This is a genomic window from Candidatus Krumholzibacteriia bacterium, assembly GCA_035268685.1.
Taxonomy (GTDB): domain Bacteria; phylum Krumholzibacteriota; class Krumholzibacteriia; order JAJRXK01; family JAJRXK01; genus JAJRXK01.
On the sequence record DATFKK010000179.1, the window covers coordinates 1 to 14,967 of the forward strand.

The 14,967-nt window shown below is 69.1% G+C and carries 9 protein-coding genes and 2 rRNA genes; 8 read left to right on the forward strand and 3 right to left on the reverse strand.

The window, feature by feature from the left end:
- From VKA86_17205 to sppA, 4 genes are all read left to right on the forward strand, one after another.
- Nucleotides 1-425, forward strand: a 23S ribosomal RNA gene (locus VKA86_17205); the annotation flags it as partial.
- A gap of 120 nt (nucleotides 426-545) precedes the next feature.
- Nucleotides 546-662, forward strand: a 5S ribosomal RNA gene (gene rrf, locus VKA86_17210).
- An 87-nt stretch (nucleotides 663-749) separates the two neighbouring features.
- Entirely contained in the window at nucleotides 750-3,770 is a 3,021-nt protein-coding gene (locus VKA86_17215; protein ID HKK72943.1) for a S8 family serine peptidase, read from the forward strand.
- Nucleotides 3,771-3,810: 40 nt separating this feature from the next.
- Nucleotides 3,811-5,655 (forward strand): signal peptide peptidase SppA, encoded by a 1,845-nt coding sequence (gene sppA, locus VKA86_17220; protein HKK72944.1) that lies wholly within the window; start codon nucleotides 3,811-3,813, stop codon nucleotides 5,653-5,655.
- A gap of 10 nt (nucleotides 5,656-5,665) precedes the next feature.
- Here sppA and VKA86_17225 read toward each other — a convergent pair whose 3' ends face one another.
- A complete protein-coding gene (locus tag VKA86_17225) occupies nucleotides 5,666-6,322 on the reverse strand; it encodes a hypothetical protein (protein ID HKK72945.1) in 657 nt (218 codons plus the stop codon).
- 111 nt (nucleotides 6,323-6,433) lie between these two features.
- On the opposite strand from VKA86_17225, the gene VKA86_17230 reads away from it, so the two are divergent.
- Complete coding sequence (locus VKA86_17230; GenBank protein ID HKK72946.1) at nucleotides 6,434-7,594, forward strand: PLP-dependent aspartate aminotransferase family protein; 1,161 nt, start codon at nucleotides 6,434-6,436, stop codon at nucleotides 7,592-7,594.
- 8 nt (nucleotides 7,595-7,602) lie between these two features.
- Here the strand turns inward: VKA86_17230 and VKA86_17235 are convergent, their stop codons facing one another.
- Nucleotides 7,603-9,567 carry a thiamine pyrophosphate-dependent enzyme gene (locus VKA86_17235; protein HKK72947.1) on the reverse strand — a complete coding sequence of 655 codons (1,965 nt, stop codon included), beginning with the start codon at nucleotides 9,565-9,567 and terminating at the stop codon, nucleotides 7,603-7,605.
- A gap of 235 nt (nucleotides 9,568-9,802) precedes the next feature.
- Between VKA86_17235 and VKA86_17240 the strand changes: the two genes are divergently transcribed.
- Genes VKA86_17240 through VKA86_17250 form a run of 3 tightly spaced genes read left to right on the forward strand, consistent with a single transcriptional unit; the run spans nucleotide 9,803 to nucleotide 14,069 of the window.
- Nucleotides 9,803-10,636, forward strand: coding sequence for a GNAT family N-acyltransferase (locus VKA86_17240; protein HKK72948.1), 834 nt, complete (start codon nucleotides 9,803-9,805; stop codon nucleotides 10,634-10,636).
- Nucleotides 10,633-11,418: a lysophospholipid acyltransferase family protein gene (locus VKA86_17245; protein ID HKK72949.1), complete on the forward strand. Its 786-nt coding sequence runs from the start codon at nucleotides 10,633-10,635 to the stop codon at nucleotides 11,416-11,418. The genes VKA86_17240 and VKA86_17245 overlap by 4 nt, the downstream gene beginning before the upstream one ends.
- Nucleotides 11,418-14,069 (forward strand): alpha/beta fold hydrolase, encoded by a 2,652-nt coding sequence (locus VKA86_17250; protein HKK72950.1) that lies wholly within the window; start codon nucleotides 11,418-11,420, stop codon nucleotides 14,067-14,069. Before VKA86_17245 ends, VKA86_17250 begins: the two co-directional genes overlap by 1 nt.
- Here the strand turns inward: VKA86_17250 and VKA86_17255 are convergent.
- Nucleotides 14,041-14,898 carry a hypothetical protein gene (locus VKA86_17255; protein ID HKK72951.1) on the reverse strand — a complete coding sequence of 286 codons (858 nt, stop codon included), beginning with the start codon at nucleotides 14,896-14,898 and terminating at the stop codon, nucleotides 14,041-14,043. The genes VKA86_17250 and VKA86_17255 overlap by 29 nt on opposite strands.
- Between the last annotated feature and the right edge of the window lie 69 nt (nucleotides 14,899-14,967).

The following is a 14,967-nucleotide window of genomic DNA, read 5'->3' on the forward strand; positions in this document are numbered from 1 at the left end:
ACATCGACGGGGAGGTTTGGCACCTCGATGTCGGCTCATCGCATCCTGGGGCTGGAGAAGGTCCCAAGGGTTTGGCTGTTCGCCAATTAAAGCGGTACGCGAGCTGGGTTCAGAACGTCGTGAGACAGTTCGGTCCCTATCCGTCGCGGGCGTAGGAGATTTGTGGGAAGCTGCCCCTAGTACGAGAGGACCGGGGTGGACAGACCTCTAGTGCACCAGTTGTCACGCCAGTGGCACGGCTGGGTAGCTATGTCTGGTAGGGATAAGCGCTGAAAGCATATAAGCGCGAAGCCCCTCCCGAGATGAGATCTCCCGGACGCAAGTCCCATAAGGCCCGTTGTAGATGACGACGTAGATAGGTCGCAGATGGAAGCGCGGTAACGTGTGGAGTCGAGCGATACTAATCGGCCGAGAGGCTTGATTCGTCTCGCTTCCTTCGTGGAAGCAATGTCCTGTCAGCTCTGGGGGGCTTCGTGCCTCTCACCCGAATGCGGTTGTCAAAGACCTTTCCTGGCAGCGGACCTGGTCCGTGCCGGACACGGTTTGCCGGTGACAATAGCGCGACGGAAATACCCGTTCCCATTCCGAACACGGAAGTCAAGCGTCGCTGCGCCGATGGTACTGCGTGGGAGACTGCGTGGGAGAGTAGGTCGTCGCCGGCATTATGATCGAAGGCCCGCCCCTTTCCGGGGGCGGGCCTTTGGCGTTATGGTCTGGACACCGGCTCTTCTTCCCCTCGGCGGTCCGACATGTCGTTGTCGAGTCTGCGCGTCCGTGTGGCGCGCATCGTGGGCCTGATCCTCCTGGTGGCGCTGTTGGCGGTCCCGGCTTCGGGAGCCACGGTCCGGCTGCACGTCCAGGTACCTCGCGACGCCGCATTGCTGCGGGGTGGCGACACCGTTCCACCTCTCGATCGGGTCGTGCTCCAGGGCGAGGAGCTCGAGCGTTCCCTCACGCTCCACGGGGGACGGGCCGAGCCGGTCCTGCCGGTGACCACGCGGCTCGGGCGGCGTGTGAGCGGGCTGGACGAGCGCGCGCGTACGGCGCTGGAACGGTTCTTTCGCTGGTACGTCGTCGAGCTGGACGAAGCGAGGGCCGCGGACTGGTGGGTCGAGGCCCTGCGACAGGGGTGGGCGACCCGGATCGAGACGCCGGCGCCGATCGAACCGGCAGGTTACGTGGCAGAGGCGGGGTCGACCGTCTCGCTGGACGATCCGTTCATCCCGATCCGGCAGCAGTGGATGTTCGATCTGCTCGGGACCGAGGCCGCGTGGGAGGTGGTCCGCGCGGAGCAGGGCGACGTGGTGCTCGGTGTGGTCGACGGTGGATTCGACGTCGACCACCCGGACCTCGCTCCGAATCTATGGAGGAATCCGGGCGAGATTCCGGGCAACGGAGTCGACGACGACGGCAACGGATTCGTCGACGACGTCCACGGCTGGAACGTCACGTTGGATCGTGGGGACTTGCTCTATCTCGAGGGCATGCCCGAGACGCGGCGCCACGGGACGCTGGTGGCGGGGGTCGCCGGCGCCGTGGCGGGCAACGGGGCCTTCGGTGCCGGGGTGGCCTTCAATCCGGAGGTCATGCTGGTCTCCGTGCAGGACGAGAGCGGCGAAGGGCTCGACACGACTTTCGCCTACCGTGGTATCGCCTACGCCGCGCTGAACGGGGCCGACGTCGTCAACTGCTCGTGGCGCGGAGTCTGGTTCGTGAGGCCGGGCGAGGAGAACCGGGACTCGGCCCCCTTCCGTCAGTTCGAGAACGACGTGGTCGAGGCGGCCAGGGCCATGGGCTCGCTGGTGATCGCGGCGGCGGGCAACGACGCCCGCACCGACCTCGTCCCGGCGCCGAGCCATTACCCGGCGGTACTGTCGGTGACGGCGACGAACGATCGCTCCGATCCCTGGCAGTTGTGGCAGAACTCCAACGCCGGTCCCTGGGTCGACCTGGCGGCGCCCGGAGACAAAGTCTTCTCGATCGTGCCCGACGGAGGCACCACCATCAGTTCGGGGACCTCGTTGTCGGTTCCGATCGTGGGCGGTGCCGCGCTGTTGCTGAAGACGCAGCATCCCGAATGGACTCCCGATCAGATCCGGGCACGGCTGCGCTCCACCGCCCGCGACTTCACCGACACGGAGCCCGATCCCGAGCGCCGTGGTGGTGTCGGGCGTGGCATGGTCCAGTTCGATGCCGCGGTCCTGGGGCCTCTCGAGCCGGCGTTGGCGATCCGGAACGTGCGCTTCCTCGCCGACGACCAGACGCTGGTCTACTCCCCCGGCGACGACGTCGCACTGGCCTTCGAGGCCCGCAGTCTGTTCCCGTACGACGGCCCCGTCCGGATCCGGGTCGAGACCGACGATCCCTTCCTCGTGCCCTTCGAGGACGAACTCGTCCTCTCGCAGGTGTTGCCGGGTGCAGAGCTGTCGGTCCGGCGCGGGCTCGAGCTGAAGCTCCGCGAGAACGCGCCCCGCGGGCACGTCGCCCGGATCGACCTGATCGTCGAGGCCGGTGACGAAGTCGATCGTCAGTCCTTCTACGTCGACGCGGTGCCGCACCAGGTGCAAGCGCGATCGGCCGGCCTGGAGATGAGCGTGGCTGCCAACGGCAAGCTCGGCTACTCCGAGTACAACCGGCCCCTCAGCAGCTCGGGTGTGGGTTTTCGTCGACGCGGCGAACTCGAGTCGTCCTTGTTCTTCGGTTCCCTCGTGATCGGAGCCGGTGAGGGGCGGGTGATCGACGCGGTGCAGGCCTTCCTGCCCGTGGACGCGCTCGAGGACTTCCGGGAGCGTGAAGCACCGGTGCATCGTGAGGAGCTGGCGAACGGTTGGACCCGGACCACACTCGACTACGCGTCGAGGGCGCGGTCCGACGGTCTGTCGCTGGAGATTGGCCAGGAAGTGTACGGCCACGAGTCCGAAGAACTCGGAGACTTCCTGCTGGGGCGGTGGCGGATCCGGCCCCTCGCGCTGGAGTCGGTCGGCAAGGCCACCGTTGCGTTGGATCGACTGCACGCCGGTCTGCTGCTCGATTGGACGGCCAGCGGGGGCGGCGAGGCGATCCACACCGATCCCGCCCGCGGCCTCCAGTGGGCCGAGCCCCTCGAAGGAGCGTCCGAACCGCGCTACGTGGGCGCGCGGGTGATCGACACTTCGTCCCCTCTGCGGGCGGCGCACTTCCACGCGGTCGGCCCGCGTGAGTCCGACCCGGCGGCGCCGTACATGATCGATCGCCTCGACCTCGGACGGGCGATGTCCGACTCGACGCTGTGGGAGCTCGTGTCGCAGGACGCGGGCGCCGTGAGTCCGCTCGAGGGGAACGTGGTCGGCATGCTCGGGACCGGTCCCCATCCGCCGGTGAGGGTGGGAGAAGGAGTGGACCTGGTGGTGGCCTTCGCGATCGCCGATACGCGCGACGAACTCTTCGATGCGCTGGAACGCGCGCGGATCGCGTGGAGTTCGCTGCGCGAGGGACGTGACGGCCAGCCGCCCGGTCGGGTCGAGCTCCTGGCGAACGTACCGAACCCCTTCAACCCTCGGACCTCGATCCGATTCTCGCTCACCCGCGCCGAGCCCGTGCGGCTCGATGTCTACGACCTGCGCGGTCGACACGTCGCACGATTGCTCGACGAACGGCTCGACTCGGGCTTTCATCGGGTGCAATGGGACGGTCGCGACGCGAACCGGCACAGCGTCGCCAGCGGGGTCTACCTCGTTCGTCTGAGCACGCCCTCGAAGACCACCAGCCGGCGAGTCGCCCTGGTCCGATGACCGGACGCGGGGCTCCGCCCGGCTCCGGAGGAATGGACCGATGAGTCAACTGCCCCCGTCGCCCGATGCGGGCGATCCGCTGAAGCGATCCTCCGGACGACGGCAGGACGGTCCCCCCGTTCCGCCGCCACGGGCCGCAGCACCCCCGCCGCCGCGTCGTGGCCGGTCGTGGTGGAGACGCCTGCTCGTGGTGATCGTGGTGCTGGTGACCGTGATCCTGGGGCTGGGGCTGCTGAGCCTCGTCCTGTTCGGCCCGCCGGCCTACGTGGAACCGGGATCGTGGCTGGAGATCCGCTTCGCTGCGGCATATCCGGAAGAGCGCCCCGACCGGACCGGTCTGCAGTCCGCCCTGCGTCCGACCGTCGTGAGTCATCAGGAGGCCCTCACCGCGCTCGAGCGTGTCGTCGACGACGAGCGCATCGAGGGAGTGTTGCTCCGGGCCGAGGGCTTTCCGGGTGCCTGGGCCCAGGCCCGTGAGCTACGGACCGCCGTGCAGCGCCTGCGGGACCGGGGAGTCCGTGTGGTCGCGCACGCGAACACCATGACCTCGATCGACTACTACGTCGCGACGTCGGCCGATCGCCTGTCGCTCGCGCCGGAGGGGCTGGCCCTCGTCGGCGGCATGCAGGCGCAGTTGACCTTCGTGCGGGGTGCGCTCGACAAAATCGGCATCGAGGTCGAGAGCGTGGGCGTGGGCGAGTACAAGTCCGCTCCCGAGCAGCTCACCGCCGGGGGATCGAGTGCGGCCAGTCGGAGCCAGGTGCAGGACTACCTCGACGACGTCTTCGACACGTGGATCGAGGCGATCGCCGAAGCCCGCGGCATCACGCGCGAACGCATGCGGATGCTGGTGGAACGCGGGTTACACGACGCGGCGGCCTGTCTGGAGCAGGGCATCGTGGACCGCATCGAGGACTTCGTCGGTCTGCGGGAACGGTTGGGCGACCCGCCCACGATCGGCATCCTCGATTACCTGGCTGCATCCGACGACGTCGGCACCGACGACGTGCGCATCGCGTTGATCCACGTGGCGGGAACCATCGTTCCCGGCCGCGAGACGTCGGATCCGCTGGCGGGAGAACTGGCAGGTTCCGGGACGATCGTCCGGCGCCTCGAGCGCGCGCGCGAGGACGATCGGGTGCGCGCCGTCGTGCTCCGGGTGGACTCCCCGGGCGGCTCGGCCCTGGCCAGCGATCTGATCCTGCGGGAGGTCGATCGTCTGCGTCGCTCGAAGCCGGTCGTGGTCTCCATGTCCGGAACGGCGGCCAGCGGCGGCTACTACGTCGCCATGCGCGCCGACCGCATCCTCGCCGACCCCTTGTCGGTGACGGGTTCGATCGGGGTCTTCGTCCTGCGCCCCAACGTTGCGGGGACCCTCGACGAGCTCGACGTGAACGTCGAGACCTACAGGCGGGGGGAGAACGCGGCCCTGTTCGATCCGACCCGCCCCTGGACGGCAGCGCAGCGAGCCCTGCTGGAGGAGACCCTGGAGCGCTTCTACGACCGCTTCGTGCAGCGCGTCGCCGAAGGGCGGGGGCTTTCGGTGGAGGAAGCCGATGCCGCGGCCCGCGGACGCGTGTGGTCGGGGCAGCGCGCGCTCGCCGCGGGCCTGGTCGATGAACTCGGCGGTCGGGCGGAGGCGATCGCGACCGCCGCCGAGCTCGCCGGGATCGACCGCGCGGTCCGCCCGCGCGTGGTCACCTTCCAGCCCGTGCCGGGGCCCCTCGATCGGATGCTGGCGAACCTGCTGTCGGGCGAGCGGTCGTCGACGACCGTCGCCCTGCCCGACGAGCTGCTGGCGATCGGCCGCTCGGCGACACGATGGACGGTGCTGGCCGACGGCCGTCCGCAGTTCGCGTTGCCGTGGTCGTTGCGGGTGCGGTGACGGGACCGGGTCAGCGGACCGCGGTGGTCTCGGGATCACTGGCGGCGCGACCGATCAGCACGATCGCTCCCGCGGCGGCCGCTCCGACCACCCAGAGCGCCGGTGAGCTCAGTGTCTCGACCACCGATTCGTTCTCGAGCAGTTCGATGGTCTGGATCTCGTCGAGCATGATCTCGCGCGGTTCGGACGCGGAGGTCTGTCGTACCTGGATCGCCAGCCGGCTGGGGGCCCAGCTCGCGCGGCGGGCCTCCTCGTCGGTCTCGCCGAAGGTCAGCCGGCGCCCATCACGCAGCTGGATGCGGGCGATCGGCGGAAGCTGGTCGAAGCGTCGGAGATCGTCGGGTGTGAGCACGGCGAACCACTCGGCCACGCCTCCGTCGCGTTCCACGCGCAGACTCTCGACGGTCTCGAGATCGTGGATCTCGGTCTTCTCTCCGTGCAGGACCACGAGCGAGCCGTCGTCGAAGGCGACCGACTCGCCCGGGGTCAGTGAGCGACGCGTGTCGTCCTCGAAGCCGATCGTGTCGACCCGGTCGAGGGGCAGCGGGCTGCCGTCCTCGGCCACGGGGACGCGGCTGTAGATCCGCGCCTGGGGCGCGCACGCCCCCAGCAGCGCGACCGTGGCGACGGCCAGCGCCGCACGGGAGAACCGGAGTCGGCGGAGCATGTGGAATCCTCGCGAAGGGAAAGCGACCGTGGCATGATACGCCGCGCGCCCCGCCCGCGAAAGTCCGCGGACGGGACGGCCATCCGCGTCCACCGGCCAGGAGATCCGACCATGCAGCCGACCTCACGCCAGCCCGGGCCGTCCACCCGCCTCGTCCACGCCGGCGAGCGCGCCACCGAGTACGACGGGGCCGTGGTGCTTCCGGTCTTCCGCTCGGCCATGTACGACGAGTCGGTCAGCGTGGACGACCAGGTCGTCTACATCCGCTACCACAACACGCCGAACCACCGCGCGGTGGCCGCGAAGCTGGCGGCGCTTGAGGGCTGCGAGGACGCCGTCGTCCTCGGCAGCGGTATGGCGGCGATCAGTTCGGCCGTGTTGTCGGTGGTGCGCAGCGGTGACCATGTCCTCGCCCAGCATACGCTCTACGGCGGCACCCATGCGTTGTTCACGCAGGACCTGCCGGCTCTGGGCGTCGAGGTCGAGTTCGTGGAGTCCGACGACCCTCGGGACTGGAACGCGCTGCGTCGCGACACGACGCGCCTGGCGTACGTCGAGGCGATCTCGAACCCGCTGCTCCACGTCACCGACCTCGAGGGGATCGCGGAGTGGGCGCGTGGCGCGGGACTGGTCTCGATGATCGACGCCACCATGACCACGCCGATCGGTCTGCAGCCCACCCGCATGGGCTTCGACCTGGTCGTGCACAGCGCCACGAAGTTCCTCAACGGTCACTCGGACATCGTGGCCGGCGCGGTGCTGGGATCCCGTGAACTCTGTCGCGGGGTGCTGCACAAGGCCCAGCACCTCGGCGGCAGTCTCGACCCCGACGCCTGCGCGCAGTTGATGCGCGGGATGAAGACCCTCGCCCTGCGGTGGGAGCGGCAGTGCGCGACTGCGCTCGACCTCGCGCGGTGGCTGCACGAGCACCCGCGCGTCGAGCGCGTGCTGTATCCGGGTCTGGCGTCGCATCCGTCCCACAGGCGGGCCGAGCAGTGGTTGAACGGTTTCGGCGCGCTCTTCGCCTTCGACGTCGGTGACGCGGCGACGGCGCGGTCGCTGCAGGACGGTCTGGAGTACTTCACGGCAGCACCGAGCTTCGGTGGGGTGGAGAGTCTGATCACGCGCCCGGCGCACACGAGTCATGCCCTGCTCGGCACCGTGGCGCGCGCCGAGCGCGGAATCGGCGACGGGCTCCTGCGCGTGGCCGTCGGAGTGGAGGACGTGGAGGATCTCCGCGGCGATCTGCAGCGGGCGCTGGAAACCCTCTGAGGGCCGCATCAGACGAGGTCGACGTCGCAGCGGATCTCGACGAGGGCCGGTCCGTCGTGTGCGAGTGCCCGTTCCAGGGCGTCGTCGAGCTGCGCGGCGGTGTCGACCCGGATTCCCAGGGCCCCGCAGAGCTCGGCGTAGGCGGCGAAGTCGGGGTTCCTGAGGTCGGTCTGCCAGACGTCCCAGCGGCCGGCTCTCTGCTCCTTCGAGATCTTTCCCAGTTCGTCGTTGTTCAGCAGCACGTGGGTGATCTTCAGGCCGTACTTCACCGCTGTCGTCAGCTCGCCCATGTATTGTGCGAAGCCCCCGTCGCCCGTCACGGCGATCGTCGGGCGGTCGGGTGCGGCGCAGCGCGCGCCGATGGCGGCCGGATACCCGAATCCGATCGAACCCAGGTAACCGCTCATGAGCACGCTGTGGTTCCGGGTCTCGAAGTAGCGCCCGAAGCTGTAGGCGTTGTTGCCGACGTCCACGGTGAGCACGGCGTCGTCGGGAGCCTGGCGCGAGAGCGCGGCGAACACGGCGGCCGAGTTGACGCCGTGGCCCCGGTCCTCGCTCACCCGACGTTCCTTCTCGTGCCGCCAGACCGCCCAGCGGTCCGCCAGTTCTGCGCGCTGGTCGACGGTGTCGGTCCGACCCACCAGACGTTCGCGGAGCAGCCGCGTGGTCACCGAAATCTCACCCCACACCGGAACGTCGACCCGGTGGAACTTGCCGAGGTGCATGCGATCGAAGTCCACCTGCACCAGCGCCTTCTTGGGTGCGATCCCGGTGTGGTTGCTGAACGACGCGCCGAGTACCAGCATGCCGTCGCACTCGTTCATGAACCAACTGGCCACCGGGGTTCCACTGCGGCCGAGCACGCCGGCGGCCAGTGGGTGGTCGTCGCCGATCTGTCCCTTGGCCTTGAAGGTGGTCAGTACCGGAGACCCGAGTTCCTCGGCGAGAGCGACGACGTCGTCCATCGCGAAGCGTGCTCCGTGGCCGACCACGATCACCGGTCGCTTCCAGTCGCCGATCGCCTGGACGGCCGCGTCGACCGACTCCTCAGGAGGCGTGATGGTCACCGGCGACAGGCGACCGTCGGGTCGGCCGGGTGCGTCTCCATCGCCTGCCGGGAGTGTCTGGACCTCGTCCGGCAGGATCAGGGTCGACACGTCACGGTGGACGATGGCGTTCTTGAGCGCGAGGTTCACGAGCTCCGCGTGGTCACTGGTCGGCAGCACCGTCTGGCGCCACGCGCTCACCGCCTCGAAGGCAGACGACAGATCGATCTCCTGGAAGGCGCCGGGGCCGAGGACCTGCGTGTCGACCTGACCGCAGAGGGCCAGCACCGGCGCGCGATCGACCTTGGCGTCCCACAGTCCGGTGAGCATGTTGGTGGATCCCGGGCCGGCGATCGCCATGCACGCTGCCGGCCGGCCGCTGAGCTTGGCGTAGGCCGATGCCGCGAACGCGGCCGCGCCTTCGTGACGGATACCGATGTACGTGAGACCGCCGTCCTGCTCGCGCTCGCGGAGGGCATCGGCCAGGCCCAGGTTCGAGTGGCCGACCATTCCGAAGACGTGGCGGACGCCCCAGTTCACCATGGTCCGCGTCATGATGTCGGCGGCGGTCTCGATCCGGGGGGCTTCCCTCGGGATCCCGACCAGGATCCGTCCGTCGCGCACCTCGACCGGGAACGACGGAATCCCGTCATCGTACCCGCCCGGGGACTTGCCGGTGCAGGGGTGGAAGTCCCAGCCGTGCCACGGGCAGCGCAACCAACCCTTCTCGATCGCACCTTCGCCGAGGGGGCCCCCCTGGTGGGGGCAACGGTTGTCCAGGGCGCTGAAGTGTCCCTCGAAATGGGTGAGGGCGAGGGTCTGGTGACCCGCTGTGACGGTGGTCACGCGGCCCTCGGGGAGGTCGTCGGCGGCCAGGACGTCGAGCCACTGCAGCTCGTCCGAGGGCACGGTTCGGTCTTCGCTCATGGGAACTCCTGACGACGAGTCGTGTTGACCGGTGCGGCGAGGGGGCGTCCCACGCTAGACCAGCCCTGCGCCGGCGTTCAAGCCGGTTACGGCTGGTGCCACGCTCCGTGACTCCACTCCGACGGCTCGGCGGCGAAGGTACCGAACCGGACTCGGGGAGCGCGGATTCTGCATTCCTGCGCTATAGTGGCGCCGCGTCACCCGACTCCGATCCCGCGGCTGGACCGATCACACGATGGAATCGTCCGCACACCGCCTGTCCCCCGAGGACTTCCCCTATCCGCCCTTCGCGCACCGGCCTCCGGACTTCGAGTTCGTCGAGGGAGCCTACCGCTGCCGTCTGGCGCGCGATCGCGCGGACCTGGAGCGGGTCCTGCGGCTGCGGTACCGGGTCTTCAACGTCGAGCTGGGAGAAGGGCTGGACTCCTCGCGCGGGACCGGCCTCGACCTCGACGAGTACGACCCGCAGTGCCATCACCTGATGGTGATCCACGAGCCGACCGACACGGTCATCGGTACCTACCGGTTGCAGACGGCCGAGATGGCGCGGGCGGGCCGCGGATTCTATTCCGCCGACGAGTTCACCCTGGAGGACTGGCCCGACGACGTGTTGAGCAACTCCTGCGAGATCGGCCGGGCCTGCATCGACGCCGACCACCGTCACCGGCGCGTGCTGTTGCTGCTGTGGCGTGGGCTGGGCGTGTACGTGATCGCCCATCGCAAGCGCTACTTCTTCGGCTGCTGCTCGCTCACGAGCCAGGATCCGGCCGAGGGAGCACGGGTCGCCGAATGGTTGCGACACCGCGGCCACGTGCATCCAGAGCTGGACCTGGACCCTCAGCCCGAGTTCGACATGCACGAGACCTCGCTGCCCGTCGACGGCTGGGAGTCGAGCCACATTCCCACGCTGTTCCGTACCTATCTGCGCTACGGCGCGCGGATCTGCGGACGACCCGCCATCGATCGAGCCTTCAAGACGATCGATTTCCTCGCCCTGCTCGACCTCGACGAGATGGATCCCGAACGTATCCTGCGCCAGTTCGAGGTGGACCTGCGCGAACGGTCATGATCGCAGGGCTGCGCGGTATCGTGCGCGCCGCCGGCACGGTGGTCTTCCTGGCCGGGTGGGGAGCGACCCACCTCCTGACACGTCCCTTCGCGCGGGACGTGGCCAGCCGCGACCGATGGCGGCGCGGTCTCCTGGGGGGTGGTTGTCGTGGCGTCCTGCGGTTGCTGAACGTGTCGATCGACGTGGAGGGTCGGCCGCCGTCCCGGGCGGGCGTGCTCGTGACCAATCATCTGAGTTACGTGGACGTGCTCGTCCTGGGATCCTTCCTCGACGCGGTGTTCGTCTCGCGCGCCGACGTACAGAACTGGCCCGGCATCGGACTCTTCGCGCGAGGATCCGAGACGATCTTCCTCGACCGGGATCGCAAACGCCAGCTGCCCGAGATCGTCGAACACATGCGCGCGCTCGTCGAACGCGGAGTGCAGGTCGTGTTCTTCCCCGAGGGCACGAGTGGTCGCGGTGACGTGGTCATGCCCTTCCGGTCGTCGCTCTTCGAGGTGCCGGTGCGGGCGCAGGTGGTGGCCCACGCCGCAGCGCTCGACTACCGCACCGCGCCCGGCGACGAGGCCGCCGAGACGGCGGTCTGCTGGTGGGGCGATCGCGAGTTCCTGCCGCACGTGTGGTCGCTGCTGCGCTTGCGTGGCGTGGAGGCGCGGGTCGCGTTCGCGGGGGTCGAGATCGAACCCACCACGCGCAAGGAGATGGCGCGGCGCGCTCAGGAAGCCGTCGAGAGCCGTTTCCGTCCGTCTGCCGGTGGCCCCCCTTCCGAGGCGATCCGCTGATGCGATCGAGGGTGTGGATCGTCGGAGCGGTCTACGGACTGTTGCTGCTGGCCCACCACGGCGTGCGGTGGTCCGGTGGAGACCTGCCCGCGATCCCCGACGACGTGCAGGGGGTGGAGGTCGCCGGGACCGACTCCTCGGCCCTGGACCTCGTGCGCCTGGCGGCCCGAGAAGCCGGTCCCGAGGGCGCCCCGACCGTCGTGCTGTTGCACGGCGTTCCGGGCAGCTCGGCCGAGTTCCGTCCTCTGCTCGAGGGCTGGGACGTTCCCGCGCGGCGCCTGGCCTTCGACCTGCCGGGATTCGGGGCATCGGGGGTCGGTGGAGGCGGCCGGTCGTCGGCCGCGGCGGCGACCTACGTGCTCGCCGCCCTCGACAGTCTCGGAGTCGAGCGCGCGCACCTGGTGGGTGTGGGGCAGGGAGGGAGCGTGGCGATCGAGATGCTGCGTCGCGACGTCGACCGCGCGCGCTCACTGGTGCTCGTGTCGGCCACGGGTGTCGAAGAATTCGAGCTCCTGGGGAACGTCGACATCAATCGACCGCTGTACGGCGCACAGTTGGCCGTTCTCTGGTTCCTCGATCACTTCGTTCCGCACTTCGGTTTCCTCGAGCGTCTCCCCCTGAATCTCCCCTACGCCCGATACTTCTACGAGAGCGACGCGCGTCCGGCGCGCGCGGTGCTCGAGGAACTCTCGTTGCCCATGCTGGTCGTCCACGGCCAGCGCGACTTCCTCGTGCCTCCGGAGGTCGCGCGGGAGCACGCGAGGATCGTGCCGCAGGCCGAACTCGAGATCGTTCGCGGAGGCGGTCACGATCTGCTCGACAGCCATCCCGGTCTGGTGCGCGCGCGCCTCCGGGACTGGGTCGAACGCGTCGAGCAGGGTACTGCGATCACCCGCGCGAACGCGACCGAGCACCGACGGGACCAGGCTTCGGTGCCGATCGACGAGATTCGTGACTTCCGTGCCCACGGCATCACGCTCTGGTTGCTGCTCGTGTTGATCGTCTTCGCCACCTTCGTCAGCGAGGACGCCACGAGCATCGGCGTGGGGCTGCTGATCGCCCAGGGCCGCGTGGGATGGCTCGAGGGATTCGGTGCCGTCTTCGTCGGGATCTACTTCGGCGACCTGATCCTCTACGGAGTGGGGCATTGGCTCGGGATGAAGGTCGTCCACCGTGCGCCCTTCCGTTGGTTCCTCAGTGAGCGCGACCTGCGGCGCGGATCGGAGTGGTTCGGCCGGCGCGGTCTGATCGCGATCTTCCTCACGCGGTTCGTGCCGGGGTCCCGCCTCCCCACGTACCTGGCGGTGGGCGTGGTGCGCGCCGGATTCTGGCGCTTCGCCGGCTTCTTCTTCGTGGCGGTCATGGCGTGGACACCGGTGCTGGTGGGCTTCGCCGCGGTGGTCGGGCACGAGGCCCTCGAGCGCTTCGAGGACATGCGTCGCGATTCCCTGATCGTGTTCCTCGTGGTGGTCGGCGCGATCCTGCTGTTCGTGCGCGTGGTCTTCCCCCTGACGAGCCGGCGTGGGCGACGCCTGGCGGTCGGCCGCTGGACCCGCTGGCGCCGCTGGGAGTTCTGGCCGAGTTGGATCGTGTACCTGCCGATCGTCCTCCGTGCCTTCGTCTGGGGATGGCGCCACGGTGGACTGACCGTTCCGACGGCCACCAACTGGGGAATGAGCGGTGCCGGTGGGATGATCGGCGAGAGCAAGGCGCAGATCCTGGCCGCTCTCGACGACGGGCTGCACGTGGCGCGCACGCTCTTCCTGCCCGTCGAGCAAATGGATGATCGGCAAGAAGTCGTCGATGCCTTCATCGTGCGCGAGGGACTGGACCTGCCCGTGGTGCTCAAGCCCGACGTGGGCCAACGCGGCGAGGGTGTCCACGTGGTGCGTTCCCGGGATCGCCTGCGCCAACTGCTCGCCGAGCAGGAAGTGGACCTGGTCCTGCAGGCGTACGTGGGCGGCGAGGAGTACGGCGTGTCGTACGAGCGCGAGCCGGGTGCCGAGCGCGGACACGTGACGTCGATCGCGCAGAAGCAGAGCCTGGTCGTCGAGGGCGACGGCGAGAGCTCGTTGGAGCATCTGATCCTCGAGCACCCCCGTGCGGTGGCCCTGGCCGAGAGACACCTCCGCCGACACGCCGATCGTCTCGACTGGGTTCCCGACGAAGGACAACGGGTCGTCCTGGCCGAGATCGGAACGCACTCCCGGGGTTCGGTCTTCGTCGACGCCAACGACCTGTGGACCCGGGAACTCGACGAGGCGATCGACCGCCTGAGCCAACGCTTCGAGGGATTCCATCTCGGCCGCTACGACCTGCGGGTCCCGTCGGCCGACGATCTCCGCGCGGGGCGTGCGTTCGTGGTCCTCGAGCTGAACGGCCTGACCGCGGAGCCCGCGCACATCTACGATCCTGCCGCCACGCTCGGCGACGCCCGGCGTGAACTCGCGCGACAGTGGGAGGCGGCCTACCGCTTCGGAGCCATGGAGAGGGCGCGGGGTCGCCGGGTGTGGCCGCTGCGGGCGATCCTGCGCGAGTGGTGGTCGCACCGGCGCCGGCAGCGCCACCACGCCGCGGACCGAGCCCACGGAGCGCGTGAGAGCTTCATGCTTCCCCGGACGCTCAACGATCCGTCGTCGGGATCCGAATGAGCTCGCCGTGGCCGTCGTGGATCGGCGTGCGGTCGGCGTCGTAGTCCTCGCGCGCGGTCGCGGCCCGCTCCTCGACCTGGCGCAGAAGGCCCTCGAGCTGAGCCATGGCGAAGGTCGTGATCCACGAGTCCGGTATGCCCCCGCCGACCACGGTCCTCACGCGATAGGCGAGCAGGGTGAGGTCGTGATCGAGAGAGAACAGGATCCACGCACCCTCGTTCGCCGGGAGGTAGATGGCACCCTCGATGTCTTCGGCAGTCAGATCGCCCGCGCGTCCGGCGGCCACGGCACGGCGGGCGAGCGCGGGTCCGTCGTCGATCAGATCCCACCGGTGTGCCCAGACGAAGCTCTCGGTCCCGGCCGCGAGTTCGACGTCCTGGACCACCTCGATCACCCAGTGGCGATCGGTGATCGGCCAGGGCAGCGACAAGTGCTGGTACCACACGCTCCGTCCCGGTTCGCGATCCAGGCGGGCCTGCGTGAGCATGGGGTTGTCGGGGAACTCGGGGTCGAGAGCGGCCAGCCAGGCATCGAGGCGGGGGTGCTCCACGAGGACGTATCCGGTGACGCGCTCGGGCCCGTCCTCGATCCTGGGGTCGCGTCGGCGGATCCGGATCACGTTGCCTTCGACCAGGCGATCGACCTGGTCGCCGGTCAGAAAGGGCAGGGGATCGTCGGCCCGCTCGTTGTAGACTTCCACGGCCGCCGTGACGAGGTCCCTCGGGTCGTAGGGGCGCTCGGCTGCGGCGGTCGGAACCGCACCGATCCACGTGCCCCCCACGAGGGCGAGCATCGCGAAGAATGCGGCTCGGCACGCTGGTATGGACATCGGGACTCCTCGGGTCTTCGTGGTGCCGTCGGCACACGGGCGCGCCGGGGGCGAAGCAGAAAGGGTGAC

What these genes read in the sequence shown, in the direction of transcription:
- VKA86_17240 (HKK72948.1), top strand. Translation starts at nt 9,803, where the DNA reads ATGGAATCGTCCGCACACCGCCTGTCCCCCGAGGACTTCCCCTATCCG.
- VKA86_17255 (HKK72951.1), bottom strand. Translation starts at nt 14,898, where the DNA reads ATGTCCATACCAGCGTGCCGAGCCGCATTCTTCGCGATGCTCGCCCTC.
- VKA86_17245 (HKK72949.1), top strand. Translation starts at nt 10,633, where the DNA reads ATGATCGCAGGGCTGCGCGGTATCGTGCGCGCCGCCGGCACGGTGGTC.
- VKA86_17235 (HKK72947.1), bottom strand. Translation starts at nt 9,567, where the DNA reads ATGAGCGAAGACCGAACCGTGCCCTCGGACGAGCTGCAGTGGCTCGAC.
- sppA (HKK72944.1), top strand. Translation starts at nt 3,811, where the DNA reads ATGAGTCAACTGCCCCCGTCGCCCGATGCGGGCGATCCGCTGAAGCGA.
- VKA86_17215 (HKK72943.1), top strand. Translation starts at nt 750, where the DNA reads ATGTCGTTGTCGAGTCTGCGCGTCCGTGTGGCGCGCATCGTGGGCCTG.
- VKA86_17230 (HKK72946.1), top strand. Translation starts at nt 6,434, where the DNA reads ATGCAGCCGACCTCACGCCAGCCCGGGCCGTCCACCCGCCTCGTCCAC.
- VKA86_17225 (HKK72945.1), bottom strand. Translation starts at nt 6,322, where the DNA reads ATGCTCCGCCGACTCCGGTTCTCCCGTGCGGCGCTGGCCGTCGCCACG.
- VKA86_17250 (HKK72950.1), top strand. Translation starts at nt 11,418, where the DNA reads ATGCGATCGAGGGTGTGGATCGTCGGAGCGGTCTACGGACTGTTGCTG.